This is a genomic window from Dactylosporangium sp. CS-047395 (assembly GCF_050942185.1).
Taxonomy (GTDB): domain Bacteria; phylum Actinomycetota; class Actinomycetes; order Mycobacteriales; family Micromonosporaceae; genus Dactylosporangium.
The window spans coordinates 8875564-8901363 of record NZ_CP192015.1; the positions used below are offsets into that span (position 1 = coordinate 8875564).

The window sequence follows — 25800 nt, forward strand, 5'->3', positions numbered from 1 at the left end:
CTGTATGGGCGCCCTGGCAGCGGGGTTTACCGTTCGATGTCCTGAAAAGCAGTGGGGGAGCAAGCTCCACCCACACCCCCTCAAAACCGCACCAAGTTCCACGGCGGCAGCAGTCCTGCTGACCGGGGGCATGGCCGCGGCGCCTACAGGGTGAGCTCCAGCGGCAGGCCGAACTGCGGGAAAAGGTCGGCGCCGAAGGTGGTGAATTCGGCGACCTGGCCCTCGGAAACCCGGATGACGTCCAGCTTGAAGGCCGTGAATGCGGTGCCGCCCGGCGCCAGCAGGTAGCTCGCCGCCGCCGGGAGTCGGTTGGCGCTCGTCGGCAGCAGCCGCCATTCGCCGGTCGAGGCACGGTCGAACGCGCGGTCGAGCAGTGGGAGGAACTCGGCGAGGCCGCGGTACTCGGCGGGCAGCGGCGGCATGGTGACCCGCACGTCCTCGCGCAGCAGGGCGACGGTCGCGGCCACGTCGGCCCGGTCGTGCGCGGCGATGAGCCGGTCGAGCAGCGCCCGCTCCTCGCCGGTCGGGGCGGCGGGCATGGCGTCGCGCTCGGGGGCCGATTTCAGCGTCGCGCGGGCGCGCTGCAGGGCGCTGTTGGCCGCCGGTACCGTCAGCTCCAGGGCCTCGGCCGTCTCGGCCGCCGACCAGTCCAGCACGTCGCGCAGCAGCAGCACCGCGCGCTGGCGGGCCGGCAGGAGCTGGATCGCGGTGAGATAAGCCAGCTCGATCGTCTCGCGGGCGACCACGACGGCGTCGGGCTGCTCGTCCGGCGGGGCGATCTCGTCCAGCAGGCGGTCGGGGTACGGCTGCAGCCACAGCACTTCGGCCCCGGCCGACGGCGGGCGGCGGTTGCGGTGCCGCACGGCGTCCAGGCAGGCGTTGGTGGCGATCTTGTACAGCCAGGCCCGCGCGTTGGTGCCCGCCTCGAACCCGTCGCGGTGCTTCCAGGCTCGCAGGAACGTCTCCTGGACCGCGTCGTCGGCGTCGGTGAACGAGGCGAGCATCCGGTAGCAGTGCACGTGCAACTCCCGGCGGTGCCGCTCGAAGAGCTCCGGGAAGTCCACGCCGCCAACCTACCGGGTCGTGTAGAGATGGGCCGGACGGCTCCGACCACCGGGTGACTCCGATCGAAAGGAAATCTTCCGCGATGAAGTACCTGCTGCTGATCCACATGAACCCCGACGTGTGGTCGACGCTCACCCAGGCCGACATCGACGAGGTGATGGCCGGGCACGACACGTTCATCAAGACCATCACCGAGTCCGGCGAGCTGATCCGCACCGACGCGCTCGGCCAGCCCGCGGAGAGCGCCGTGGTGCGCGTGCGGGGCGGCGCGCCGGCCGTGACCGACGGGCCGTACGTCGAGGCCAAGGAGTTCCTCGCCGGCTTCTACTTCGTGGAGTGCGCGACCCGCGACCGCGCGCTGGAGCTGGCGGCGATGATCCCGGACGCGAAGTGGAACGCGATCGAGGTACGCCCGATCGTGCACACCCAGGAGAAGTAACCGAGCGTGCCGGGAGGCTGGCCGATCCGTCACCGGGCGGATCGGCCGACCCGGTTTTGTCGGTGGTGGCTCGTAGAATCGCCGCCATGGAGAACGCGCTCGATGTGCTACGCAGGGTGTTCGGCTACGACGAGTTCCGGGGCAGCCAGCGGGAGATCATCGAGCACGTGATCGGCGGCGGCGACGCCCTGGTGCTGATGCCGACCGGCGGCGGCAAGTCGCTGTGCTACCAGATCCCGGCGATCGTCCGGCCGGGCACCGCGGTGGTGATCTCGCCGCTGATCGCCCTCATGCAGAACCAGGTCGACGCGCTGCGCGAGCTCGGCGTGCAGGCCGGGTTCATCAACTCCACCCTCGACTACGACCTGCGGCGCACCGTCGAGGCGCAGTTCGCCGGGGGCGAGCTCGACCTGCTGTATCTCGCGCCCGAGGCGCTCGCCTCGCCGTCCACCGTGCGGCTGCTGGAGCGCGGCCGGATCGGGCTGTTCGCGATCGACGAGGCGCACTGCGTCTCGCAGTGGGGGCACGACTTCCGCCCTGACTACCTCAACCTGTCGATGCTGCACGAGCGCTGGCCCGACGTGCCGCGCATCGCGCTCACCGCGACCGCGACCAGCGCCACCCACAAGGAGATCGCGACCCGGCTCGGGCTGGACGGGGCCCGGCACTTCGTGTCGAGCTTCGACCGGCCCAACATCCAGTACCGGATCGTGCCCAAGCAGGAGCCGCGCCGCCAGCTGCTGGACTTCCTGCGCACCGAGCACCGCGGCGAGGCCGGGATCGTCTACTGCCTGTCCCGCAACTCGGTGGAGAAGATCGCCGAGTTCCTCAAGGACAACGGCATCCCGGCGCTGCCCTATCACGCGGGTCTCGACGCCGGCACCCGCGCCCGCAACCAAGACCGCTTCCTCAAGGAGGACGGCCTGGTCATGGTGGCGACGATCGCGTTCGGGATGGGCATCGACAAGCCCGACGTGCGGTTCGTCGCCCACCTCGACCTGCCCAAGTCGATCGAGGGGTACTACCAGGAGACCGGCCGGGCCGGCCGGGACGGCGAGCCGTCGGTGGCCTGGCTGGCCTACGGGCTGCAGGACGTCGTGCAGCAGCGCAAGATGATCGACACCTCCGAGGGCGACCTGGCCCACCGGCGCAACCTCGGCCAGCATCTCGACGCGATGCTCGCCCTGTGCGAGACGGTCGAGTGCCGGCGCGTGCAGCTGCTGGCGTACTTCGGCCAGGACCTCGGCAAGCCGTGCGAGAACTGCGACACGTGCATCGCCCCGCCGGAGTCGTGGGACGGCACGATCGCCGCCCAGAAGCTGCTCTCGACCGTCTACCGGCTGGAGCGCGAGCGCAACCAGAAGTTCGGCGCCGGCCAGTGCATCGACATCCTGCTGGGCAAGAAGACCGACAAGGTCGTCCAGTGGCACCACGACGAGCTCAGCGTCTTCGGCGTCGGCTCCGACCTGCGCGACACCGAGTGGCGGGCGGTCATCCGCCAGCTGCTCGCCCAGCGGCTGCTGTCGGTCGAGGGCGACTACGGCACCCTGGTGCTGACCGAGAGCAGCGCCGAGGTGCTGGGCCGCAAGCGCACGGTCATGCTGCGCCGCGAGCCCGAGCGGGTCGTCTCCGCCGCCAAGGCGGCCAAGACCGCCCGCCAGGACGCCGCGGCCGTGCTGCCCAAGGAGGCGGCGCCGGTCTTCGAGCATTTGCGGGCCTGGCGGGCGGCGACGGCGAAGGAGCAGGGCGTCCCGGCGTACGTGATCTTCCACGACGCGACCCTGCGCCAGATCGCCACCGACCGCCCGCGGTCGCTGGCCGCGCTGTCGGCGATCAGCGGCGTCGGCGAGAACAAGCTGGCTAAGTTCGGGCAACCGATCCTGGACGCACTGGCCGAGTTGGCGTGACCGTCCCCTCGACGAAGATGCCGTGCCACAGGCAGAACGACAGCACGATCCAGATCTTGCGCGCGTGGTCGGCCTTGCCCTGCTCGTGCTCCTTGAGCAGGTCGTGGGCATAGTCGAGGTCCAGCAGCGTCTTGGCGCCGGACGTCGACAGCACGTGGTGGGCCCACTCGTTGAGGTCGGTCTTCAGCCACGCCTTGGCCGGGGTCGGGAAGCCGAGCTTCGGCCGGTCCCGCACGAACGAGGGCACGATCCCGTCCACGGCTTGGCGCAGCGCGTACTTCGTCGTGCGCCCCCGCCGCGGCACCTTGAGCCGCTCGGGCAGGCGCGACAGGACCTCGAAGACCCGCCGGTCCAGGTACGGCACCCGAAGCTCCAGCGAGTGCGCCATCGACATGCGGTCCGCCTTGGTGAGGATGTCACCGGTGAGCCACGTGTTCAGGTCGATGTGCTGCATGGTGGTGACCGGATCGAGGTCGGCGACCTCCGCGTACAGCGGCGCCGTGATGTGCGCGTGCCCGACGGCCGGTGACCCGCGCAGGAGCCGGGCCCGGTCGGCCTCGGAGAGGATGCGGGCGTTGCCGAAGTACCGTTGCCGCATCGGTGTTGTGGCCCGCTCCAGGTAGCTCTTGCCGCGCATCCCCTCCGGCATCGCCCGGGCCACCCGGCGCAGGGCCCGCTGGATCGACGGGCCGCGATCGGACACCGCGGCCAGCGAGCGCGGCTCCCGGTAGATCGTGTAGCCGCCGGCCAGCTCGTCGGCGCCCTCCCCGGACAGCACGACGGTGACGTGCTCGGCGGCCGTGCGGCAGAGGAAGTACAGCGGCACGATCGACGGGTCGGCGACCGGGTCCCCGAGGTGCCAGATGATCCGCGGCAGCGCCTCCATCACCTGCGCCGGGCGCACCACCGACGGCGTCAGCGTGACCCCGAGCTCCTTGGCCGAGCGCTCGGCGATCTCCAGCTCGTCGTGGCCGGACTCGAACGCCGCGGTGAAGGCGTGCAGGTTCGGGTGGTGCTCGGCGGCCATGGCCACGATCGCGGTCGAGTCGACGCCGCTGGACAGGAACGCGCCCACCGGGACGTCGGCGCGCATGTGGGCCTTGACGCTGTCGCGCAGGGCCGCGCGCAGGTCGGCGACGATCGCGGCCTCCTCGGCGGCCGGGTCGGGGCGGAACGCGGGACGGGCGAAGCGGCGGATCATCGGCGCCCGGCCGAGCTCCTTGACCAGCATCGCGCCGGCGGGCAGGCGGGCGATGTCGCGGTGCAGCGTGTACGGCTCGGGGACGTACTGCATGGTGAGGTACAGCGACATCGCCGTCGGGTCGAGCTCGCCGGACGCGCAGTCCAGCAGCGGCGCCTTCTCGCTGGAGAGCCAGACGCCGTCGCGGGTCACCAGGTAGTACAGCGGCTTGATCCCGAACGGGTCGCGCGCCGCGTAGAGCGTGTCGGTCACCTCGTCCCACAGCGCGAAGGCGAACATGCCGCGCAGCCGCTCCAGCGCGCCCTCGCCCCAGTGGTGGAACGCGGCCGCGACCACCTCGGAGTCGCCGTCGGTCGCGAAGGTGGCGCCGTGCTCGCGGATCAGCTCCGCCCGCAGCGCCTCGTAGTTGTAGATCTCGCCGTTGAAGACCAGCGTCCACCGGTCGGCGTAGCGCAGCGGCTGGCGGCTGCCCTGCCGGTCGATGACGGCCAGGCGGCGGAACCCGGCAGCGGTGCCGGGGCCGATCCGGGCGAGGGCCATGTCGTCGGGGCCACGGTGCTCGATCAGGCCGAGCCGGCGCTCCATCGCGCCGAGGGTCTCCGCGGTGATGATGTCGTTGGTGGTGTACATCAGGAAGCCGCACATGCCGTTCAGCCGACCACCGGCCGGGCACCTGTCGGCTCGGATGCGCGCCCGCCCATCCTCTTCTTGCTCCCGGGGGTGAAGTGTGATCGCTCCGAGGGCCGGGTAGCCGCCCGCCGTGCGCCGAATGATCACGATGCTCCGGATGCTGTTGTGCGGGGTGCTCGGCGGCCTGGTGATCGCCGCCGCCGCACTCCCGATCGCGCTCGTCGGCGGTGGTGCCGCGCGGGCCGGCGGCGACACGTGGGAGTCGCTCCCCACCGACCTGGCCACCCCGCCGGTCGCGCAGACCTCCTACGTGTACGCCAACGACGGCAAGACCCTCATCACCGCCTTCTACGACGAGAACCGGCGCGACATCCCGTTCGACCAGGTGGCCCCGGTGCTCGGGCAGGCCGTCGTGGCGGCCGAGGACACCCGCTTCTACCAGCACCACGGCGTCGACATCCGCGGCGTCGCCCGCGCGTTCGTCTCCAACAGCCGCGGCGGGGCCCAGCAGGGTGCGTCGACGCTGACCATGCAGTACGTGCGCAACGTGCTCAAGAACGACGCGAGCCTCACCCCCGAGCAGCACCTGCAGGCCCTGGCCGACTCCCCGACGCGCAAGCTGCGGGAGATGCGCTACGCCCAGGCGATCGAGAAAAAGCTTTCCAAGCAACAGATCCTGCAGCGGTACCTGAACATCGCCTACTTCGGCGCCGGCGCGTACGGCATCGCATCGGCGGCCCAGACGTACTTCGGCAAGGACGCGGCCAAGCTGACCCTGCCCGAGGCGGCCCTGCTCGCCGGCCTGCTGCAGTCCCCGGACGCGGACAACCCGATCAGCGGGGACCGCGAGGCGGCGCTGGGGCGGCGCGCCTACACCCTCGACGCGATGGCCAAGATGCACGTCATCACCCCGGAGGAGGCGACGGCGGCCGCGGCGAGCGAGCTCAAGCTGTCCGTGACGCGGCCCCCGAACGACTGCGCGTCCGTCGCCGACGAGCACAACGACTGGGGCTTCTTCTGCGACTACTTCCGCCAGTGGTGGAACAGCCGCGCCGAGTTCGGCACCACGCCGACCGAGCGCGACGAGCGGCTCCGCACCGGCGGGTACAAGATCGTGACGTCGCTCGATCCGGCGGTACAAGCGGCGGCCCTGAGCCAGTCGCTCGGCGTCTATGGCTATGGCAGCGCCCGCTCGATGCCGCTGGCTGTGGTCACGCCGGGGACGGGGCGGGTGCTCGCGATGGCCGTGAACCGGCACTACAGCCTGGCGCCGGGCCGGTCCAACACGGTCAACCAGCTCGTGGCGGGAGGCACGGGCGTTTCGGGGTACCAGGCCGGATCGACCTTCAAAATGTTCACCATGCTCGCCGCGCTGGACGCCGGCCTGCCGCTGAACACGCACTTCAAGGCGCCGAGCCGGATCGCGAGCATCTGGCCCGGCAGCGGACCGGGCAGCTGCGGCGGGCGGTGGTGCCCCGGCAACGACAGCCCGTCGTGGATGGACGGCGACCGCACCATGTGGAACGCGTTCGGGCGGTCCGTGAACACGTACTTCGTGTGGCTCGAGCAACAGGTCGGCGCCCGCAAGGTGGTGGAGATGGCGCAGCGGCTCGGGATCACCTTCCGCAGCGCCGAGGACACCACGATGGCCGGGAAGGCCGACCAGTGGGGCTCGTTCACCCTCGGCGTCGCCTCGACCACCCCGCTGGACCTGGCCAACGCCTACGCCTCGGTGGCGGCGGGCGGGGTCTACTGCAGCCCGCTGCCGGTCCTGTCGATCACCGATCCGGACGGGCGCGCCCTGGACGCCGGCTCGCCCGAGTGCCGCCAGGTCGTCGACCCGGACGTGGCCGCGGCGGCCGCGGACGCCGCGCGGTGCCCGGTCGGCAAGGGCGGCTCGGCCTACGGCAAGTGCGACGGCGGCACGGCCGAGGCGGTCTCCGGGATCCTCGGCGGCCGGGCGGTGGCCGGCAAGACGGGCAGCTCGGAGAACAACGCGACGGAGACGTTCGCGGGCTTCACCCCGCAGGTGGCGGCGGCCGGCATCGCGGTGAACGCCGACAACCCGAACGACTGGGTGGGCGCCGGGGTGTCGAGCGCGGTCAACTCGGCGGTGGCCCAGACCATGGCCGCGGCGCTGCGGGGGCAACCGGCGGCAGGCTTTCCGGCACCGTCACGGGGACGGGCGCTCGGCACATAGTCAGGCCGCATAGCCGCGCAGGGCGATCCAGTTCGCCATGTTTTCAACGCTGAGATGGTACGAGCCGACGCCCGTCGCATCCGCCGGATCAGCGATCTTCACGGTGGCGCCGTTGTTGTAGTAGCCGACGATGGTCAGGTAGTGCCCGCCCGGGTACGCGTGGGCGTGCCCGCCGTCGTCCACAGTGGACCCGGCGATGTTGGCCACCACCGCGTAGCCCTGCGAGACGGCCTTCACCACCGACTGCCGCAGCTGCTCGACGTCGTCGGCGGTGGCGGACTGGCCGCGGATGAAGTGGGCGGTGTAGAAGCCGCTGCCGGTGAGGGCGTTGAGGGTGCGGGTGGTGTCGGCGGAGGAGTCGGTGCCGCTCTCGGTCGTGCCGAGGTTCTGCGCGACCTGGTCCTGGGACGGGAACAGGCCGCGGGCGGTGAGCGCGATCCGGGTCGCCGCGGGGCCGCAGTAGTAGTAGTTCTCCTGCCAGGCGAACTGGTACTGCAGCTCGACGTCGGCCGGCACCTGGGACGGCGTGGCGCTCGGTTCGGGTCGCTTGGCCCGGCTCGCCGCGGTCTGCGTCTCCCGCGGAGCGGGCGACTCGACGGTCATCGGGCGAGCCGCGGACGGTTGGTCCTTCAGGGTGGTGGCGCCCAGCCCCGCGCCGAGGGTCAGGACGGCCGCGGTCGCCACGATCGGTAACCGCCGCCGGCGTGGGGTGCGTTGCGCGTGGCGGGAGCGGTAGAGGTACGACACGAAATCGCACGCTAATCGCGCAGCTCAGAGGCCTTTTCACCCCCGGGTGATTCGGCTACCGGGCGTGTCGCCACGGGGCAGTTTGGAAGCGAACCGCCCGATTTGTCCCAGCCACCGGGCGTGTCGCTCCGGGGTCACCCGCCGTGACGCAGCCAGCACGGGCGCCGTTTTTCATGCCCGGAATCACCCCCTGGTGAGGCCGGTCCTAGTCTCGCCGGATGTTCGCCGGAGACGACGAAAACCAGCAGCTCACGAGCGGTCCCCGCCATTTGCGCGGGCGCCGTTTCGCCCATGCCGCACCGTTCAGCGCGTCCACGCTGAAGGCGCTCACCGAGCGCCCCACCCCGGCCCGGAACTTCCTGCTCTCCGCCGTGCCGCCCCTGCCGCAACGCACCCTGCGGGGCGCGGCGGCGCTCGCCCTCGCCGTCCTGGCCCTGACCACGACGCTCACCGCACACCCCGCGCCCAAGGGTGACGTCGTCGCGGTCGCTCCGGCCCCCGAACGCTCCGCACCGCAGGTGGCCTCCCGGGGCGAGCAGCGCACCGCTCCGCCGTCGGCCGCACCGACGCCGGCCCAGACCTTCCCGACCGTCGCCGACCCGGTCGGCGGGCTGAGCCGGGCCGAGATGGACAACGCGATCGCCATCGTGGACGTGGCCAAGCGCGAGCGGCTGCCCAAGCGGGCGGTCATCGTGGCGCTCGCGACCGCGCTGCAGGAGAGCCACCTGCGCAACCTGGCCAACGGCAACCTGCCGGCCTCGCTGGACCACCCCAACCAGGGCGTCGGCTACGACTACGACTCGGTCGGGCTGTTCCAGCAGCGGCCCAACTGGGGCTCGATCGACCAGCTCATGGACCCGCACGAGTCGGCGCGGCGGTTCTACGCGGCGCTCACCCGGATCCCGGGCTGGGGCGACTACGCGGTGACCGTGGCGGCCCAGAAGGTCCAGGGGTCGGCCTTCCCGGACGCCTACGCCAAGTGGGAGGGCCTCGCCACGCAGATCGCCGACGCGACCATGCAGGGGTAGACCCGCTTTCTCATTCCGGATGCGCAGCGGGCTCGCCCGGCCTGGCCGCAGGATGCCCGCATGCGCAAAGGAACCATCGTCGCGGCACTCGTCCTGGCGTCCGTGAGCCTGACGGCGTGCCACGACTCGCAGCCGAAAGCGAAAGCGCCGCCGACACCCAAGCCGACGGCCCCGCCGACAACCCTGAGCGTCACGCCGGCGGGCAACGAGACGGTGCCGATCAGCACGGAGATCGGCACCAGCGTCACCAATGGCAAGATCACCGCGGTGCAGCTCGTGGACGGGGCGGGGCAGCCGATCGCCGGCGCGCCCCGGGCCGACGGCTCCTCGTGGATCCCGGCGGCGGCGCTGAAGTACGACACCGCCTACACCGCCAAGGTGACCGCCGTCGGCACCGACAACAAGGCGGTCACCCGCGAGACGACGTTCCGCACCGTCGCGAAGTCCCCGGGCGGCACCGTCTCCTCGGACCTGCTGCTGCAGAACGGCGGCACCTACGGCGTCGGCATGCCGATCGTGGTCGAGTTCGGCTCGGACGTCCCCGAGGCCTCGCGCGCGGCCGTCGAGCACCGCCTGTTCGTCACCAGCGACCCGCCGCAGCCCGGCGCCTGGCACTGGTTCGGCGGCCGGCAGGTCATGTACCGCCCCGAGCACTACTGGCAGCCCGGCACGAAGATCACCGCCCGCAAGGCCCTCAACGGCGTCGCCATCGGCAACGGCCACGCCGACGACGACTTCGCCGCGAGCATCACGATCGGCCGCAAGCTCACCATCGACATCGACAACAGCACGAAGACCATGCAGGTGTACCAGAACGACGCCGTCGTCCGCACCATGCCCGTGAGCCTGGGCAAGGCCTCGACCCCGACGTCCAGCGGCACCACGGTCATCATGTCCCGCGAACCGTCGGCGGTCTTCCGCACGCCGGAGTACACCACCACGGTGCAGTACGCCATGCGCCTCACCTGGGGCGGCCAGTACATCCACGCGGCCCCGTGGTCGGTCGGCGACCAGGGCCGCCGCAACGTCTCCCACGGCTGCACCAACGTGTCGACCGACAACGCCCGATGGCTCTACGAGTCGGTCCTGGTCGGCGACCCGGTGGTCACCCGCGGCACCGAGGTGGCCCTGGACCCCGGCGACGGCTGGACGGCCTGGGACCTGCCCTGGTCCGAATACACCAAGACGTCCTAGGAGCAGAACAATGGAAGTCATCCGAGCACCCAGCACCAGCCGCCCGGCGCCCCAGCAGCGCTACTCGGGCATCGCCTGGATCGGCCGCGACGTGACCGCCTTGGAACCGTCCCGCCTGGCCACGTCCCACGCCCAGTTCAACCCGGGCGCGCGCACGGCTTGGCACCGCTGCCCGTACGGCCAGGTCCTGCACGTCCTGCAAGGCGTCGGCCGCGTGCAACGCCGGGGCGGCCCGGTCCACGAGGTCCGCCCGGGCGACACCATCGTGGTGGCGGCCGGCGAATGGCACTGGCACGGCGCCGGGCCGACCACGTTCGCCGCGATGGTCGCCACCTACGAGTCCGACCCGGACGGGCCCGGCACCGAGTGGGGCGACCAGGTGACCCAGGCGGAGTTCGAGCGGCCGCCGCAAGCCACCGCCATCCGCCTGCCCGATGAGGACCGCGTCGCCACTCGCGAGGCTTGCTGGTGATCACGAAATGTCGGGCCTCGTTCCTCAGCCCGACATTTCGGATTTATACCCCGACGGGCGGCAAGCCAGGCCTCCGCCGATCGTCGCACCGGTACATCGTGATAAATGCGGAAAAGTCTGGATTCGGCCGCGAATCCGGACTTTTCCGCATCGGCCCTGGACCTCCGGGTCGTAGGCGGGCAACCCGATCAGCACCCCAGCGTGAACGGCTCGACGACAACGGTCCCGCCGTGGGCGAGCACCGGCACCGTCGCCGCCTCCAGATTCGGCACGCGGATCACCGGAACGACGTGCGGCTGGCCACTGCGCGAAGGCAGCAGCCCCGCGTCCACCCCAGGGGCGGCGCCAGTTCCCACCCGAAGACCTCGGACACGAATGTGCGGGGCGCCGCCAGATTCGGCACGCGGATGGATGATCGGTTGTACCGTTCCGCAATTCCTCGGTGGTCTTATTGGACATCCCGGCGGCTTGCCCTCGAAGGGGATGCATGGACTCCATGGTGCTGAATCTGCTCGCCTTGGCCATGTCGATGCTCGCGCTGGGCGTGTCCGGCGTCCTGGCGCGCCGGCAGATCACGATGATGCGGCACGGAAACGAAGTGCCGGTCTTGATCGACCTGTTGCAGGAGCTGCGATCCCCGGAATTCCAGAAGGCGGAGGAGTACGTCCTTCTCCGCCTTTCGAGCGACAACGATCTGTCGCACGGTTTCTTCGGACTGTCCGGACCGGCCCGGGCCGCCGTGGGGTGCATCGTGTCGTACTACTCGGCTCTCGGCGCGCTGGTGTACTACCGGATGGTCGACGAGGCCATCATCGTGGGCCAGGTCGGATTCCGCGCGAATCGGGCATGGCAATGCCTGGCCGTATATGTCGACTATGAGCGAGCGGCTCGCGGTGACCTCTTCTTCGCCAAACCGTACGAACATCTGGTGTCCCTCGTCCAACGAGGCTGGCCACCCGACGATCGTTATGGGCTCAAACTCGGAACGGTCCCCCGGATTCCGTTGCAGATGACCCCTCGGGTCGACGCCGAAGAATCGTGAACGGCGAAGGCCGAGGCCTCATGCCTTCGGCAGCCGGGGGACGTGCCGCCGGTACTCGCTCACCGTCGGGTCCCCCGTCAGCCAGAAGCGCCACGGAATGTCGTGCGCCCCCGTCACGCCCACCCGCGGCCCCGCCGAGATCTCCCCCACCGGACCAACCGGCGGCGCCAGAAAACCGTCCAGCAGGTACGTCCCGTAGAACTCGCGCCCGATGGCCAGGGCCGAGCACAACCGAGCCGGCCCGCGAGCCAGATCGATGTCGCGGCGGGCGGCCGGGCGGCGTTCGCGCGCCACGTCCAGGCCGTCGATCACTTCGCCGGCGCGCAGCAGGACGGCCGATGCGGTGCCCTCGGTGCCGGTGACGATGTTGACGCAGTAGTGCATGCCGTACGTGAAGTAGACGTAGGCGTACCCCGCCGGGCCGAACATGATGGCGTTGCGCGCGGTCCGGCCGCGGTGGGCGTGGGAGGCGGGGTCCTCGCCGGTGCCGGAGTACGCCTCGACCTCGGTCACGCGGACCGTCACCCCGCCCGCCGTCAGGCGGCAGCCCAGCAACGCGCGGGCCGCCGCATCCACCGGGCCCGTCAGCACCGCCGCGAGGTTCACGGCTTGATCTGCGCGAGGCGGTGGACCAGGTCCTCCACCGTGCGGTCCAGGGGTGGCATCGGGAAGCCCGGGATGAACTGGCGCATGGCGACCGCGCCGTGCAGGGACGTCCACAGCGTCACCGCGTCGGTGAAGGGGTCGGTGCTGCCCGAGCGGCCCGCGGCCGCGCATTCGCGCAGGGAGTTGACCAGGACCTGGAAGCCCTCCAGGTTGCGCTGCCAGACCTCGGGGAGCTCGGAGATGTCGTTCGTGGGCTCCTGTTGGGGGCGGGCGTCGCGGCGGCGGCCGAAGAGGACGCGGTAGCGGGCCGGGTCGTTCATGCCGAAGGCGACGTACGCGCGGCAGCCCGCCAGCAGCCGCTCGACCGGGTCGGCCACCCCGTCGGCCGCGTCCAGCAGCAGCTTGCGCAGCCGGGCGAAGGCGTTGCCGAGGACCTCCTCCAGGATCGCCTCGCGGTCGGCGAAGTGGGAGTAGATCGACGGGGCCGCGATGCCGGCCTCGCGGGCGACCGAGCGCAGGGTGAGCGCGTCCTCGTCGCCCTCGCGCTCCAGGACGCGCTCGGCCGCGGCCACGATCTCGGCCCGCAGCAGGGCGCCCTCACCACGCCGGTTGCGGGTCCGGCCGCCGGCCGGACCCGCGTTCTCCGCCTTCATGACCTCATCATGCCGTCTGGAGTTCCAGCGAAGGCGCAGGGGCTTGCGCCGCGGTGCGATTCGGGCGGACCACCAGGACCGTGATCGCCATCAGCAGGGCGATCCCGGCCGCGATCAGCGAGCCGCGGGACATCGCGTCGGTGAAGGCCTGGTCGGCCACGGCGACGACGTGCTGGGCCTGCGCGGCCGGGAGGGTGGCGGCGAAGCCGTGGGCGGTTGGCAGGTCGGTGCCGGCCGGGCCCAGGTCCGCACCGACGGAGGAGCGGTAGGCCGAGGACACCACGGTGCCGAGGACCGCGATGCCGAGCACGCCGCCGAGTTCCCGGATGACGCTGTTCAGCGCGCTCGCCATCGAGGCGAACTGGGGCGGGACGCTGCCGCTGATCTGCAGGCTCGCCGGGGCCATCATCATGCCCATGCCGAGGCCGATGACCGCGGTACCGACGGCGACCTTCCAGAAGTCGGTGTGCACGCCCGTCGTGGCGAGGTCCAGCAGGCCGGCGGTGGCCAGGAACAGCCCGAGCGCGAGGGTGCGCCGGGTGCCGAGCCGGCCGGAGATGAGCGCCGAGGTGGCCGAGGTGGCGGCCATCGCCACGGCGAAGGGCATCGCACCGAGGCCGGCCACGAGCGGGCTGTAGCCGTGCACCAGCTGCAGGTAGTGCGAAAGCTCGAACAACGTCCCGAAGAGCACGAAGAACACCACGGCGAGGGACAGCGCCGCCACCGCGAAGGTGCGGTTGGTGAACAGGTCGAGCCGGACCAGCGGCGCGGACGTGCGGCGCTGCCAGAGCACGAAGGCGACCACGAGCACCGCCGCCGCGCCGAACTCGGCGAGCGTCACGGCGTCGGACCAGCCCCGCGCGGGAGCCTGGATGACCGCGTCGACCAGAGCGGCGACGGCGGCGGTGGACAGCAGCGCGCCGAGCAGGTCCAGGCGGCCGCCGCGCACCGCGGGGATGGCCGGGACGACCGCGAACACGGCGGCGATGGCGAAGGCGACCAGCGGTACGTTGATCCAGAAGGCGCTGCTCCAGGAGAAGTGCTCGAGCAGGGCGCCGCCGGTGACCGGGCCGACCAGCACGCCGATGCCGGCCGCGGCGGACCAGGCGCCGAACGCCTTCGGGCGCTCGTGGGCCGGGAAGATCCGGGTGATGATCGCCAGGGTGGCCGGCATGACGAACGCGGCGCCCAGGCCCATCACGGCCCGCCAGGCGATCAGCTGGCCGGGCGAGTCGGACAGGGCCGCGATCGCCGAGCCGCCGCCGAAGACCACCAGGCCGCCGAGCAGCGCGTTGCGGGAGCCGATCCGGGCGCCCAGGCTGCCCGCCAGGATCAGGGCGGAGGCGAAGACCAGGGTGTACGCGTCGGTGATCCACTGCAGGTCCGCCGTCCCGGCCCGCAGGGCGTGGGCCAGGGACGGCAGCGCGGTGTTGAGCACGGAGTTGTCGAGGGTGACGGCGACGAGCGTCAGGCTGAGCACCGCGAGAGCGGCCCAGCGACGCGGGTATTCGGGCATGACGGTACTCCCCTTACGGACGTTTGCTAACGCCCGTAAAGTTACTCTCGTCAGCTAACACTTGTAAAGTTAATCCAGTCGGTGGCGGTCGTCACAGCGTCGAGGGCGTCGCGCAGCGGCTCCACGCCGATGCCGGGACCGGTCGGCACGTCCACGTAGCCGTCCTTGAGCACGAACGGCTCGGTGATGTCCTGCGCGTAGTACCGGTCCGAGGCCGACGTGTCCCCCGGCAGCGTGAAGCCCGGCAGCGCGGCCAGCGCCACGTTCGCCGCCCGCCCGATCCCCGTCTCGAGCATCCCGCCGGCCCACACCGCCACCCCGTTGGCCGCGCACACGTCGTGGATGCGGCGGGCCTCGAGGTACCCGCCGACCCGGCCGGGCTTGATGTTGACGATCCGGCAGGCGCCCAGCGCGATCGCGTCCGCGGCGGCCCGCGCGTTGACGATCGACTCGTCCAGGCAGATCGGGGTGCGGATCAGCTCGGCCAGCCGGGCGTGCCCGCGAATGTCGTCCTCCGGCAGCGGCTGCTCGATCAGCAGCAGCCCGAACGGGTCCAGCCGGGCCAGCCGGTCCGCGTCGGTGAGCGTGTACGCGGTGTTCGCGTCGACCTGCAGCAGCACCTCGTCGCCGAAGCGCTCGCGGACCGCGCGGACCGGCTCGACGTCCCAGCCCGGCTCGATCTTGAGCTTGATCCGCAGGTAGCCCGCGTCGAGGTAGCCGGCGACGGCGTCGAGCAGCTCCGGAATGGAGTTCATGATCCCGACCGAGACGCCGGCCGGGACGCGGTCCTTCACCGCGCCGAGGAACGCCCCGAGCGGCAGGCCCGCCGCCCGCAGGTGCGCGTCGAGCACGGCCGTCTGCACCGCCGCCTTGGCCATCGGGTGGCCCTTGAGCGGTTCGAAGAGCGGTTCCAAGTGGTACGCGTGGCCCTCGAAGCCGCGCAACAGCGGCACGAGGTACCGCTTGATGAACGCCTCCGCCCCGTCGACGTACTCCGGCGAGTAGAGCGGCCCGGACAGCGCGACGCACTCCCCCCAGCCCTCGGCCTCGGCGGTGACCGCGCGCACCAGCAGCACGTCCCGCTCGTGCTCGGTGCCGAACGAGGTGCGGAACGGCGACACCAGCGGCATCGCGATCCGCCGGAGCTCGATGCCCTGCAACTTCCCACTCACTGCGCGCGCTCCAGGAGGTAGTGCCCGTCACGGGTCATGCCGGTGATGCGGTGTCCGGCCGAGATGCGGCCCATCAGCGCGTCGCGCACGGCGACCCGCCAGGCCAGCGCCGCGTCCCGGTCCACGGCGCGCAGGTGCTCGGCGTCCTCGGGCACGGCCACCGCCAGTACACCCGCGGAATCCGGAACCTCGTGCACCTGCGGGCGGCCGTCGGGTCCGCGGGACACCAGCGGCACCGCCCCGGGCCGGTCCGCCGCGGCGGGATGCGGTCGGTCGAGGTGCCAGACCACGAGGATCCGGTCGGTGAGCTCGCCGCTGTTGATGCCGTCGGTCATCGCACCGTAGAACTCGGGCAGGTACTCGACCGCCTCGGCACCGAGCTTGCGCAGGTTGAAGTAGGCGTTGCGCAGGATCAGCGGGTCGTACGTCCAGTGCACCTCGCTGATCCCGCGGGCCAGGGTCCAGGCCCGCTGGTGCAGCTTGAGCGCGTGGCCGACGCCCTTGCCGTGCCCGGCGCGCTCGACCCCGGCCAGGTGCGAGTGCAGGTGCCAGCGCTCGCCGTCCCGGCCGAAGAAGCCGACCGAGGCCCCGATCAGCGCGGCGCCGCGGTACGCCCCGGACACGTAGTTGCCGGAGTGGACGTAGGTGCGCAGCATCGACGCCGAGGCGATCTCGGCCGGGTGCCCGGCCCGCCAGACCCGCTGCAGCAGCGCCGAGCACTCGGCCAGCTCGCCGGCGGTGCTCAGCTCGACGACCTCGACCCCGATTCGGTCGGCGGCGGCCCCGGCGTCGGTCCAGGCGTCGGCCCGGGCGTCGGTCACTCGGCCCGTCCGATGGTGGCCGCGAGGGTGCTCACCAGCGCGGCCCGGTCCGGCAGGCTGGACAGGGCGATCCACTCCCCCTCGGCGTGGGCGTTGCCGCCGATCGCGCCGAGGCCGTCGAGGGTCCGCACGCCGATGCCGGCCGTGAGGTTGCCGTCGGAGCCGCCGCCGACCGCCTCGCCGATCGCGGACTGCCCGGTCAGGCTCGAGGTGAGCCGCTGGGCCAGGGCGAACAGCTCGCTGGCGGCCGTTTCCGGCATCGCCGGGCGGGCCGGGCCGCGCTCGATGTCGAGCTTCGCGCCGGGCAGCACCGGCGCCAGCCCGCGCAGGGCGGCGTCGACCCGGACCAGCTCGTCGGGGTCGAAGGAGCGCACGTCGACGCTGACCCGGGCGGCGGCGGGCACGGTGTTGCTGGTGGTGCCGGCGACCGAGTCGGTGGGCGTGACCGTGGTGCCGCGCTCGGGGTCGTTGAGCTCCACGATGCGCAGGATCTGGTGCGACAGCTCGACGCCGGCGTTGATGCCCAGGTGCGGGGCGTTGCCGGCGTGGGCGGCGCGGCCGGTCACCCGTACCGAATAATGCGCGATGCCCTTGCGGGCCACCTTCAGCCGCCCCTGCGAGCTGCCCTCCAGCACCAGCGCGCCCGACGCGCCGCGGGCCGTCTCCTGGATCAGCTCGGTCGAGGTCGGCGAGCCGATCTCCTCGTCGGCGTTGACCACCACGGCCACCCCGTCGAGGTCCTGGCAGGCGGCGAGGGCGTGGAACAGGATGACCAGGCCGCCCTTCATGTCGACCACGCCGGGGCCGGTCGCCCGGTCGCCGTCGACGCTGAACGGCCAGCGGGCCAGCGTGCCGCGCGGCCACACGGTGTCGTGGTGGCCGATGAGCACGACCCGGGTCGGCCCGCCGCCGAAGCGCCAGCGCAGGTGCGGCCGGTCGGCGACCACGATGCGCTCCGGCTGGGCGCCGAGCAGCCGGGCGCCGAGGGCGGCGACCACGTCGGCCGAGCGGGCGAGGGCCTCCGGGTCCGACGACGGGGACTCGACTTCGATCAGCTCGGCCAGGTCGTCTCGCATCCGCGGGGCGGTGGCCGACAGTTCCGCCCGTAAGGTGTCCAGCGCCGTCATCCCCTCACGGTAGCCGGTGTCCCCGCCGGAAGTTTCGCTCGTACTGTGGCTGCCTGGGCCGGATCGAGCTCGTCGAGGATGGCCAGGCTGTGCCGCCACGCCTCGGCCGCCGCGACCGGATCGCCGAGGTCGGCGTGGGCGTCGCCGAGGTGACTGAGCACGCACGCCTGCCCGGAGCGGTCGCCGAGCTCGCGATAGGCCCGCAGCGCATGGCCATAGCACGCGACGGCCTGGCGCGGGTCCCCGAGCCGGTGATGGGCATGGCCGACCGCGTCCCACGTCCCGGCCTCGCCGTGCCGGTCGCTGACCTCCCGGTTCTCGACAAGAGCGGCACGACAAAGACCCAAGGCTCGCTGGTACTGCCCGAGCTGACCCAGCATCCACCCGTTCGCGTTCAGCGCGCGGGCCCGCCACAACTTGTCGCCGAGCCGCTCGAACAGTTCCAGCGCCTGCTCGCTGTGCCGCAGCGCGTCGCGGTACTCGCGCTGGGCGTGCTGCAGCCAGCCCAGGTGGTAGTGCGCGCGGGCCAGCCCCGGGGCGTCGTCGAGCTGCTCGAACAGGCACAGGGCGGTCCAGAGGTGCTGGTGGGCCTCGTCGAACCGGCCGATCCGGGCGTACACCTGCCCCAGCTCGCACGAGGCGGCGCCCTGCCCGGGCCGGTCGTCGAGGCGGCGCAGGGCGTCCAGCGCCGCCTCCTGGGTCGCGATGAGCTCCTGCCACTGGCCGTGCCAGTCCAGGTACGTCGTCAGCGCCGCCGCCAGCCGCCAGGTGTGCTCGTCCAGCCCGAGTTCGGCGGCGAGGCGGACCGCGGCCAGCAGCGCGCGGTGCTCGTCGGCGAACCACGCCCGCGCCCGCGCCCGGGGCGGGGCCGGCACCGCGATCGCCGGGTGCCGGGCGGCCCGCGGCGCCGGGTCCCGGGCCGGGTCGAGCCGCTGGGCCGCCGCCTGCGCGGCGCTCAGGTAGTGCTCCAGCAGGCGGTGCACGGCGGCGGCCCGCTCCGGCTCGGGGTCGGCGGTCTCGGCGAGCTCCGTGGCGTACGCGCGCAACAGGTCGTGGAACGTGTACCGCCCGGGCCGCTGCTCCACCACCAGTCCGGCCCGGTCCAGCTCGGCCAGGGCGGTCCGCGCGGCCGCGACCGGCACCCCGGCCAGGCTCGCCACCGCGTCGATGCCCAGGTCCGGCCCGGGGCCGAGGCTCATCCGGCGCAGCACCTCGGCCGCGGCCGGGCTCAGCGCGCGGTACGACCAGGAGAACACCGCCCGCACATCCGAGGCCGGATCGGCGCCGGCGATCGCGTCGAGGGTCGAGCGGCGCGCGGCCAGCTCGTCGGCGAGCGCGGACAGCGGCAGCTCCGGGCGGGTGGCGGCGCGGCCGGCCACGACCGCGAGGGCGAGTGGCAGCCGGGCGCAGCGCTCGACGATCCGCTCGACGGCCGCCGGTTCGGCCGCGACCCGCCGCGCCCCCAGCCGGCTCACGAGGAGGTCGCGGGCCTCGCCGTCGGTGAGCAGGTCCACCGGCACGGGCACCGCCCCCTCGATCGCCACCAGCGAGGTCAGCGGATCGCGGCTGGTGACCACCACCAGGCAGCCGGGCGCGGCCGGCAGCAGCGGCCGGACCTGCTCGGCGTCGCGGGCGTTGTCCAGCAGGATCAGCACCCGCCGCCCGGCGAGCTGGCTGCGCAGCAGGGCCGAGAGCCCGGCGAGGTCGGCCGGGATGCGCTCGGCCGGCACGCCCAGGGCGTCGAGGAAGCCGCGCACCGCGTCGGCGGGCGGCATTGGGGTGGCGGCCGGGTCGAAGCCGCGCAGGTTCACGTAGAGCTGGCCGTCCGGGAAGCGGTCGGCGACGCGATGGGCCCAGTGCACGGCGAGCGCGGACTTGCCGACGCCGGCGGTGCCGGACACGACCGCCACGAACACCGCCGCTCCCGGCGGGGCCCACCCGGCCGGCAGCAGCGCGTCGAGCCGGGCCAGCTGCCCGTCCCGCCCGGCGAAGGTGCGCACGGCGAGGGGAATTTGGGCCGGCCTGGTCGGCGACGCCTCGGCGACCGTCACCGGGGCCGGGGCCGGCGGCGGGTCGAGCGCCTCGTCCTGGCGCAGCATCGCCGACTCCAGCTCGCGCAGGGCCGGGCCCGGTTCGATGCCGAGGTCGTCGCGCAGGATGCGGCGCAGGCGCTGGAAGGCACTGAGGGCGTCGGCCTGGCGGCCCATGCGGTACAGCGCGAGCATCAACTGCCCGTGCAACTGCTCGTCGAACGGGTGCTCGCGGGTCAGCTGCTCCAGTTCCGGCAGCAGCGGCGCGTGCTGGCCGAGGCCGAGCCGGGCCGACAGCAGCGCCCGCTTGCCCTGCAGCCACAGCTGCCCGAGCCGCTCGGCCTGCTCCTCCAGCCACGTCACGCCGGTCGCGTCGGCCATCGGCTGGCCCCGCCACAGGTCCAGGGCGCGCTGCAGCTCGCGGGCCCGGCCGGCCGGGTCGCCGTCGCGCAGCCCGGCGCTGATGAGCCGCTCGGCGACGGCCACATCGGTGCCGTCGGGGCCCACGTCGAGCAGGTACCCGGGCGGCCGCGAGCGCACCGCCGCCTTGTCCGACAGGGTGCGTCGCAGATACGACAGGTGACTCTGCAGGGCGTTGACGGCGTTCGGCGGGGCGGCGCCGTCCCAGACGAGCTCGACCATGCGCCCGGTGCTGACCACCTCGCCGGCGTGCAGGCCGAGGATCGCGAGCACCGCCTTGCGGCGCAGGCCCATGACCGGCCGGGGTTCGCCGCCGACCAGTACGTCGATCGGTCCGAGTAGCCGAACCCGCACGCCGAAACTGTACACCGGGCAAGGTTGTGGCCGGCGTCTATCTTGAAGGCATGGCGCAGCAGGCGAAATACGACCGTCGGGAGCAGTACGAGCAGATCGCTTCGGGGCTGCTGCCGGGCGAGACCATCATCGCCGTCTATGACGCGGTGGGCGTCGGCACGGGGTTCATCGGCCTCACCGACAAGCGGGTCATCATGCAGGACCGCTCGTTCGTCGGCAAGCGGGTGGCGATCACGTCGATCCCGTACGGGAAGGTGACCGCGGTCTCCGTCGTGAGCAACAAGTCATGGGCGGGCAGCTTCTTCAGCAGCGGTACCATCGCCGTGCACGTCGGCACGCACACGTACGAAGTGGACGTTCGCGGCGTCGAGAAGACCCAGCACATCCACAACGTGATCCTGCATTACGCCGCCCGATAGCCGCCATTCCCCTTCGGAGGTTCCGTTGCCGATCCTGTTTCGCAAGGCGCTCCGGCTCGGCCCGCTGGTGCTGAACTTCACGCCCAAGGGCTTCTCGTCGTGGAGCATCAAAATCGGGAAGTGGTCGTGGAACTCGCGCACCCGCGCGCACCGCTACGACCTGCCGGGCCCGTTCTCCTGGCGCAGCAAGGGCAAGCGTTCCTGACCGGCTTTTGGCGGGGTGGCCGCGGTTGCGGCCACCCCGCGCTGCTCACAGCCGGTAGAAGTCGGTGTAGTGGTTCGGCGAGTACCAGGTGACGCCGGTGCTGCGGTTGATGATGATGCGCTTGGCGTCGCGCGCCGCGCCCTTGTTGCGCGGGATGACGTCGTACTCGTAGTACGTCGCGCCCGCGGGCAGTTCGCCCTCACGGTTGTAGTACTGGCCGCCGGCGTAGTTGTACTTGCCGTAGGGCCAGGCGTACCAGGTGCGCGTGGTCGGGAAGCCCAGGCTGCTCCAGCCCGAGCGGGCGGTGCGGGCCTCGGCGCAGCCGGAGATGCTGCACGAGGAGTAGACGGACGCGTTGGCGGCGGTCGCCGGAGCGACGAGCAGCCCGGCCAGCAGCAGGACCGCGACGAGCGCGCTCTTCAGGATGCGGGTCATGCGCCATATCGTCGCCCGTAAATATCGACGAGCGGAAGATTACGGATGAACGGGTACCGCCGCGATATGTAACGACACGACGGGCAGCGCGCGCGGGTCGACGCTCCACTCGCCGGCGGTGCGGAACACGTCCTGTTCGTCGATGAGCGCGTCCTCGTCGGACATGCTGACGTCCGCGCCGTAGGCCCTGGCCCAGCGGTGCATCACGAGACTGCGATCGGTCGCGAAGTACTGCACCTCGGCCCCGAGCCGCATCGACAGCGCGGCGATGCCGTTCCAGCGGAACAGCCACTTCCCGGCCACCAGGCACCACTTGTCGACGACCGCGACCACCACCCGGTCGTCGGTGAAGTGCGCGAGATCCAGCCCGGTGCGCGGCTCCACCACCCCGAGATCGCGCAGCCCGAGGGCCTCCATCACCAGCTCGGCCTCGGCCGCCACGGCCAGCCACGCCATCTTCGGCCCGAAGCCCGTCGTCGCCACGGTCACCAACATAGCGCTTGACACCTGGCCTCGTCGGTTGCATGGTTAGTTACATGACTAACGAACCAACGAACCTGGACGACTGAGATGGACGACGGGCGCCCGATCTTCCTGCAGATTGCGGAGCAGATCGAGAACTCGGTCATCGACGGAAGCCTGGCCGAGGAGGCCCAGGTGCCCTCGACGAACGAGCTGGCCGCCTTCCACCGGATCAACCCGGCCACCGCCGCCAAGGGCGTCAACCAGCTCGTCGACGACGGGATCCTCTACAAGAAGCGAGGCATCGGCATGTTCGTCTCCCCCGGCGTACAGGCCAAGCTCCGGCAGCGCCGGCGCGACCAGTTCGCCGAGCAGTACCTGCGGCCGCTGCTCGCCGAGGCGGCCAAGCTCGGCATCAACGGCACCGAGCTCACGACGATGATCGAGCAGCATCTGGTGAAGGAGCGGCAGCGATGAGCACGATCGTGCGCGCCGAGGGACTGACCAAGCGCTACCGCGGCGGCGTCACGGCCCTGGACGGGGTCGGCTTCGAGCTGCGGCGCAACGGCATCTACGGCCTGCTGGGCCGCAACGGCGCCGGCAAGACCACCCTCATGCAGGTCATGACCGGCCAGCAGATCGCCACCGCCGGCACGGTCGAGGTGTTCGGCGGCCACCCCTACGAGAACGCCAAGGTCCTGCGCGAGGTCGCGTTCATCAAGGAGAGCCAGCGGTACCCCGACAACTTCCGCGTCCGCGACGCCCTCCACGCCGGCCGGCTGCTGTTCCCGTACTGGGACGAGGCCTTCGCCCGCTCGCTGGTCCACGACTTCGCCCTGCCCGAGCGCCGCACCATCAAGAAGCTGTCCCGCGGCCAACTGTCGGCCCTGGGCGTCACCCTGGGCCTGGCCTCCCGGGCCCCGCTGACCTTCTTCGACGAGCCGTACCTGGGCCTGGACGCGGTGGCCCGGCAGCTCTTCTACGACCGCCTCCTGGCCGACTACGCCGAGTTCCCCCGCACGGTCGTCCTGTCGACACACCTCATCGACGAGGTGAGCGACCTGATCGAACACGTCCTGCTCATCGAACGCGGCCGTCTCGTCCTGGACGAGAGCGCCGACTCCCTGCGCGGCCAGGTCCTGACCCTGACCGGCCCGGCAACAGCGGTCGACGCCCTGACCGCCAACGCCGACGAGCTGCACCGCGAACGCCTGGGCCCGCTGACCCGAGCCACCATCCGCGGCACCGTCACCCCCGGCGACGCCCGCGCGGCCGGCGTCGAGCTCCAGCCGGTCTCCCTGCAACAGCTCGTCGTCCGCATCACCTCGAAGGAGCGAGTGTCGTGAACCGCATCGCCTCGATCGCGCGCCTGCAGATGCTGGGCCGCATGGACGCCCTGCTGTGGCCGGTCGGTGTCCTCGGCATCGCCTTCGCCGTCAACCTCCTGGTCTTCGCCAACCTCCCGCGCGACGCCCTGGAGACCGACCCGGTCAGCGGCGCCCTGTCCAGCATCTACATCACGTCCCTGGCCTTCGGCGCCGTGGCCGTGAACCAGCACTTCCCGTTCGCCCTGGGCCTGAGCGTCACCCGCCGCGAGTTCACCCTGGGCCTGGCACTCTTCGGCCTGATCCAGGTCGTCGCCTACACCGTGCTCCTGGTGATCCTGCAGAACATCGAGAACGCCACCAACGGCTGGGGCCTGCGCCTGCGCTTCTTCGGCCTGGGCTTCATCGACGACCAGCCGCTGCCCGCCCAGTTCGCCATCTACGCCGTCCCGATGCTGACGATGACCCTCCTGGGCATCACGGCAGGCGCCCTCTACATGCGCTGGCGAGCAACCGGCCTCCTCGCCACGCTCACCGTCCTGCTGCTGCTCCTGGGCGGCGCCGCGGCCCTCATCGGCCGGCTGGACGCATGGGATTCGGTGATTCGGGTGCTGCAGTACCCGAGCCTGCTCTCGTGGACGGCGGTCTGGCCGCTTTGCCTGATCGCCATCCTGGGCACCAGCTCCTGGCTCGCCCTGCGCCGCGCCACCCCCTGACACCGCTCCCGAAGCTGCGTCGCCCTCCCGCAGGCGGCGCAGCTTCTCGGCGTGCCGCTGCGTCAGCCCCCAGTCGCGGTGCCGCTTATGCTCTTTCCGGAACGCTTCATTGATCGGCGAGTAATTCCGCCGCCTGGTCGTGTCGCGCATCGCTGCCAATTCCGCCCGGCCAAACAATGACATCTGCCGCACACAACAATTGTCCCACCGTGGCGTTTGATAGGCCTCATTTGACGACCGGACAATCGCAGATGCCGCGAATTTCCGGGGTACCCTTGCGCGTGGGTTGAAAAGCGTCAAGCCGGACCGATGGGCACCGCTATGTGCCCTCGGCCGATGGTCCCCGGCCGCTGGCGCGACCGGAATGTATTAGCGTGGTCCCGGAGACGACTTTGGTCACCGTTCGGTGGTCCAGACCGTAGATTCAGGAGCCGGGTCCGCGGTGGTCGACGTTCGGTGGTCCAGGAGAGAAATCGTTTCAAAACCAATTTCTGAGTTGTACCACCGAATGATGACCACGACGAACCCGGCTCCCGAATTACGGTCTGGACCACCAACCTTGACCAGAGTCTGACCGGGACCACGCTAACCCTGTGGGCCGCCGCCAGGCGGGCCGAACCATCGGCCGAGGGCACATTTGCGGTGACCATCGGGCCGGTGGAAAGAGCTCAGGGCACCAGAATGAGCTTCCCGGTTGTATGCCCGGCCTCGCCCATCTCGTGAGCGGCCGCGGCCTCAGCCAATGGAAAAACCTGATCCACCAGCACGCGCAGTTCGCCCTCCAATGCGTGCGCCGAAAGGACGTCCAAGCCCGCGCGGTCCGGCTCCACCATGATGAGCACGCCTTCCACGTCGGTCACCGGCTGGAGGTCTTCGGTGTTCAGGGCCACGATCAAGCCCTCCGGTCGCAGGCACGCCGCCAGCTGCGGGATCTGGCCCGCGACCGTTGCGATGGCCACGTCGATGTCCTTCAGGGCCGAATAGTCCTCGGTGTGGTGGTCCAGCACCTCGTCCGCGCCCAGGGAGCGGACCAGGTCGTGTTTAGCCGCCGACGCCGTACCGATGACGTAGGCACCCCGCAGCTTCGCCAGTTGGACCGCGAGGTGGCCCACCCCGCCCGCTGCCGCCGGGATCAGGACTCGCTGGTCGGGCAGCACGGCCGCCGTCTCCACCAGGGCCTGTAACGCTGTCAGGCCGGCCAGGGCCAGGCCCGCGGCCTCCTCGAAGGACATTGTCGGCGGTTTGCTCGTGAAGTGGCGGGCCGGGCCGGTCACGTACTCCGCGTAGGCCGCGCCCTCGCGGGGGAACCAGGGGATGCCGAACACCTCGTCGCCGACGGCGAACCGGGTCACGCCCAGGCCCGTCGCCGCTACCACGCCCGAGAGTTCCCAGCCGACGGTGAAGGGCGGCGATCCCAGGAAACCGCCGGTGGTGCGCGTTTTCCAGTCGGCCGGGTTCACGCCGATTGCGCGGGTCTCGACCAGGATCTCGGTCGGGCCGGGGGCCGGGACGTCCGCCGTCACCAGCCTCAGCGTCTCCGGCCCGCCCAGGACGTCCTGCGTGATCTTCCGCATGCCCGAATTGTCGCAAATGCAACGCGGGCATGCGGAAGTA

Annotated in this window: 26 protein-coding genes; 12 read left to right on the plus strand and 14 right to left on the minus strand. The window is 71.6% G+C overall.

All coding sequences use genetic code 11. The features are described from left to right. Nucleotides 1-143: 143 nt before the first annotated feature. The gene (locus ACQP00_RS41465; RefSeq protein ID WP_433207489.1) at nt 144-1064 is read right to left on the minus strand and encodes an RNA polymerase subunit sigma-70; all 921 of its coding nucleotides are present in this window, start codon (nt 1062-1064) and stop codon (nt 144-146) included. 83 nt (nt 1065-1147) lie between these two features. Between ACQP00_RS41465 and ACQP00_RS41470 the strand changes: the two genes are divergently transcribed. Both ACQP00_RS41470 and recQ read left to right on the plus strand, forming a co-directional pair. Further along, nucleotides 1148-1504 (plus strand): YciI family protein, encoded by a 357-nt coding sequence (locus tag ACQP00_RS41470; RefSeq protein WP_433207492.1) that lies wholly within the window; start codon nt 1148-1150, stop codon nt 1502-1504. Between the two features lie 86 nt (nt 1505-1590). Continuing rightward, complete coding sequence (recQ, locus tag ACQP00_RS41475; RefSeq protein WP_433207495.1) at nt 1591-3411, plus strand: DNA helicase RecQ; 1821 nt, start codon at nt 1591-1593, stop codon at nt 3409-3411. Here the strand turns inward: recQ and asnB are convergent. Next, the gene (gene asnB, locus ACQP00_RS41480; protein ID WP_433207498.1) at nt 3365-5257 is read right to left on the minus strand and encodes an asparagine synthase (glutamine-hydrolyzing); all 1893 of its coding nucleotides are present in this window, start codon (nt 5255-5257) and stop codon (nt 3365-3367) included. The genes recQ and asnB overlap by 47 nt on opposite strands. Nucleotides 5258-5381: 124 nt before the next feature. Here asnB and ACQP00_RS41485 point away from each other — a divergent pair, with 124 nt between their 5' ends. Then, nucleotides 5382-7442, plus strand: coding sequence for a transglycosylase domain-containing protein (locus tag ACQP00_RS41485; RefSeq protein ID WP_433207501.1), 2061 nt, complete (start codon nt 5382-5384; stop codon nt 7440-7442). On the opposite strand, the gene ACQP00_RS41490 is transcribed toward ACQP00_RS41485, so the two are convergent. Beyond that, nucleotides 7443-8189 (minus strand): C39 family peptidase, encoded by a 747-nt coding sequence (locus ACQP00_RS41490; protein WP_433207504.1) that lies wholly within the window; start codon nt 8187-8189, stop codon nt 7443-7445. 218 nt (nt 8190-8407) lie between these two features. Between ACQP00_RS41490 and ACQP00_RS41495 the strand changes: the two genes are divergently transcribed. From ACQP00_RS41495 to ACQP00_RS41505, 3 genes are read left to right on the plus strand one after another with little or no spacing between them, the layout of a single operon-like run. Then, entirely contained in the window at nt 8408-9217 is an 810-nt protein-coding gene (locus tag ACQP00_RS41495; protein WP_433207507.1) for a hypothetical protein, read from the plus strand. Between the two features lie 60 nt (nt 9218-9277). After that, on the plus strand, nt 9278-10411 hold the full coding sequence (locus ACQP00_RS41500; protein ID WP_433207510.1) for an Ig-like domain-containing protein: 1134 nt from the start codon (nt 9278-9280) through the stop codon (nt 10409-10411). 10 nt (nt 10412-10421) lie between these two features. After that, a complete protein-coding gene (locus ACQP00_RS41505) occupies nt 10422-10883 on the plus strand; it encodes a cupin domain-containing protein (RefSeq protein WP_433207513.1) in 462 nt (153 codons plus the stop codon). A gap of 188 nt (nt 10884-11071) precedes the next feature. Here ACQP00_RS41505 and ACQP00_RS41510 read toward each other — a convergent pair whose 3' ends face one another. Next, on the minus strand, nt 11072-11239 hold the full coding sequence (locus ACQP00_RS41510) for a VOC family protein (RefSeq protein ID WP_433207516.1): 168 nt from the start codon (nt 11237-11239) through the stop codon (nt 11072-11074). Between the two features lie 131 nt (nt 11240-11370). On the opposite strand from ACQP00_RS41510, the gene ACQP00_RS41515 reads away from it, so the two are divergent. Further along, entirely contained in the window at nt 11371-11925 is a 555-nt protein-coding gene (locus tag ACQP00_RS41515) for a hypothetical protein (protein WP_433207519.1), read from the plus strand. Between the two features lie 18 nt (nt 11926-11943). Here ACQP00_RS41515 and ACQP00_RS41520 read toward each other — a convergent pair whose 3' ends face one another. From ACQP00_RS41520 to ACQP00_RS41550, 7 genes are read right to left on the minus strand one after another with little or no spacing between them, the layout of a single operon-like run. Then, on the minus strand, nt 11944-12531 hold the full coding sequence (locus tag ACQP00_RS41520; protein ID WP_433207522.1) for a DNA-3-methyladenine glycosylase: 588 nt from the start codon (nt 12529-12531) through the stop codon (nt 11944-11946). Then, nucleotides 12528-13184 (minus strand): TetR/AcrR family transcriptional regulator, encoded by a 657-nt coding sequence (locus ACQP00_RS41525; protein ID WP_433207525.1) that lies wholly within the window; start codon nt 13182-13184, stop codon nt 12528-12530. Before ACQP00_RS41525 ends, ACQP00_RS41520 begins: the two co-directional genes overlap by 4 nt. Before the next feature lie 7 nt (nt 13185-13191). Beyond that, a complete protein-coding gene (locus ACQP00_RS41530; protein ID WP_433207528.1) occupies nt 13192-14700 on the minus strand; it encodes an MFS transporter in 1509 nt (502 codons plus the stop codon). Between the two features lie 50 nt (nt 14701-14750). Next, nucleotides 14751-15872: an o-succinylbenzoate synthase gene (gene menC / locus ACQP00_RS41535; RefSeq protein ID WP_433207531.1), complete on the minus strand. Its 1122-nt coding sequence runs from the start codon at nt 15870-15872 to the stop codon at nt 14751-14753. Beyond that, nucleotides 15869-16693: a GNAT family N-acetyltransferase gene (locus ACQP00_RS41540; RefSeq protein ID WP_433207534.1), complete on the minus strand. Its 825-nt coding sequence runs from the start codon at nt 16691-16693 to the stop codon at nt 15869-15871. Before ACQP00_RS41540 ends, menC begins: the two co-directional genes overlap by 4 nt. Further along, nucleotides 16690-17820 carry a M20 family metallopeptidase gene (locus ACQP00_RS41545; RefSeq protein ID WP_433207537.1) on the minus strand — a complete coding sequence of 377 codons (1131 nt, stop codon included), beginning with the start codon at nt 17818-17820 and terminating at the stop codon, nt 16690-16692. Before ACQP00_RS41545 ends, ACQP00_RS41540 begins: the two co-directional genes overlap by 4 nt. After that, nucleotides 17817-20624, minus strand: coding sequence for a BTAD domain-containing putative transcriptional regulator (locus ACQP00_RS41550; protein WP_433207540.1), 2808 nt, complete (start codon nt 20622-20624; stop codon nt 17817-17819). Before ACQP00_RS41550 ends, ACQP00_RS41545 begins: the two co-directional genes overlap by 4 nt. A 50-nt stretch (nt 20625-20674) precedes the next feature. On the opposite strand from ACQP00_RS41550, the gene ACQP00_RS41555 reads away from it, so the two are divergent. Together ACQP00_RS41555 and ACQP00_RS41560 are read left to right on the plus strand one after the other, a co-directional pair. Then, nucleotides 20675-21043, plus strand: coding sequence for a PH domain-containing protein (locus ACQP00_RS41555; RefSeq protein ID WP_433207543.1), 369 nt, complete (start codon nt 20675-20677; stop codon nt 21041-21043). A 25-nt stretch (nt 21044-21068) separates the two neighbouring features. Next, nucleotides 21069-21248 carry a DUF4236 domain-containing protein gene (locus ACQP00_RS41560; RefSeq protein ID WP_433207546.1) on the plus strand — a complete coding sequence of 60 codons (180 nt, stop codon included), beginning with the start codon at nt 21069-21071 and terminating at the stop codon, nt 21246-21248. A 45-nt stretch (nt 21249-21293) separates the two neighbouring features. On the opposite strand, the gene ACQP00_RS41565 is transcribed toward ACQP00_RS41560, so the two are convergent. Together ACQP00_RS41565 and ACQP00_RS41570 are read right to left on the minus strand one after the other, a co-directional pair. Further along, nucleotides 21294-21683 (minus strand): ribonuclease domain-containing protein, encoded by a 390-nt coding sequence (locus ACQP00_RS41565; RefSeq protein WP_433207549.1) that lies wholly within the window; start codon nt 21681-21683, stop codon nt 21294-21296. Between the two features lie 39 nt (nt 21684-21722). Then, nucleotides 21723-22166: a hypothetical protein gene (locus tag ACQP00_RS41570; RefSeq protein WP_433207552.1), complete on the minus strand. Its 444-nt coding sequence runs from the start codon at nt 22164-22166 to the stop codon at nt 21723-21725. Nucleotides 22167-22253: 87 nt separating this feature from the next. Here ACQP00_RS41570 and ACQP00_RS41575 point away from each other — a divergent pair, with 87 nt between their 5' ends. From ACQP00_RS41575 to ACQP00_RS41585, 3 genes are read left to right on the plus strand one after another with little or no spacing between them, the layout of a single operon-like run. Then, on the plus strand, nt 22254-22622 hold the full coding sequence (locus ACQP00_RS41575) for a GntR family transcriptional regulator (protein ID WP_433207555.1): 369 nt from the start codon (nt 22254-22256) through the stop codon (nt 22620-22622). After that, on the plus strand, nt 22619-23491 hold the full coding sequence (locus ACQP00_RS41580; RefSeq protein WP_433207558.1) for an ABC transporter ATP-binding protein: 873 nt from the start codon (nt 22619-22621) through the stop codon (nt 23489-23491). The genes ACQP00_RS41575 and ACQP00_RS41580 overlap by 4 nt, the downstream gene beginning before the upstream one ends. Continuing rightward, nucleotides 23488-24186, plus strand: a complete 699-nt coding sequence (locus tag ACQP00_RS41585; protein WP_433207561.1) for a hypothetical protein — start codon at nt 23488-23490, stop codon at nt 24184-24186. Before ACQP00_RS41580 ends, ACQP00_RS41585 begins: the two co-directional genes overlap by 4 nt. Nucleotides 24187-24854: 668 nt before the next feature. Here ACQP00_RS41585 and ACQP00_RS41590 read toward each other — a convergent pair. After that, nucleotides 24855-25760: an NADP-dependent oxidoreductase gene (locus ACQP00_RS41590; protein WP_433207565.1), complete on the minus strand. Its 906-nt coding sequence runs from the start codon at nt 25758-25760 to the stop codon at nt 24855-24857. Between the last annotated feature and the right edge of the window lie 40 nt (nt 25761-25800).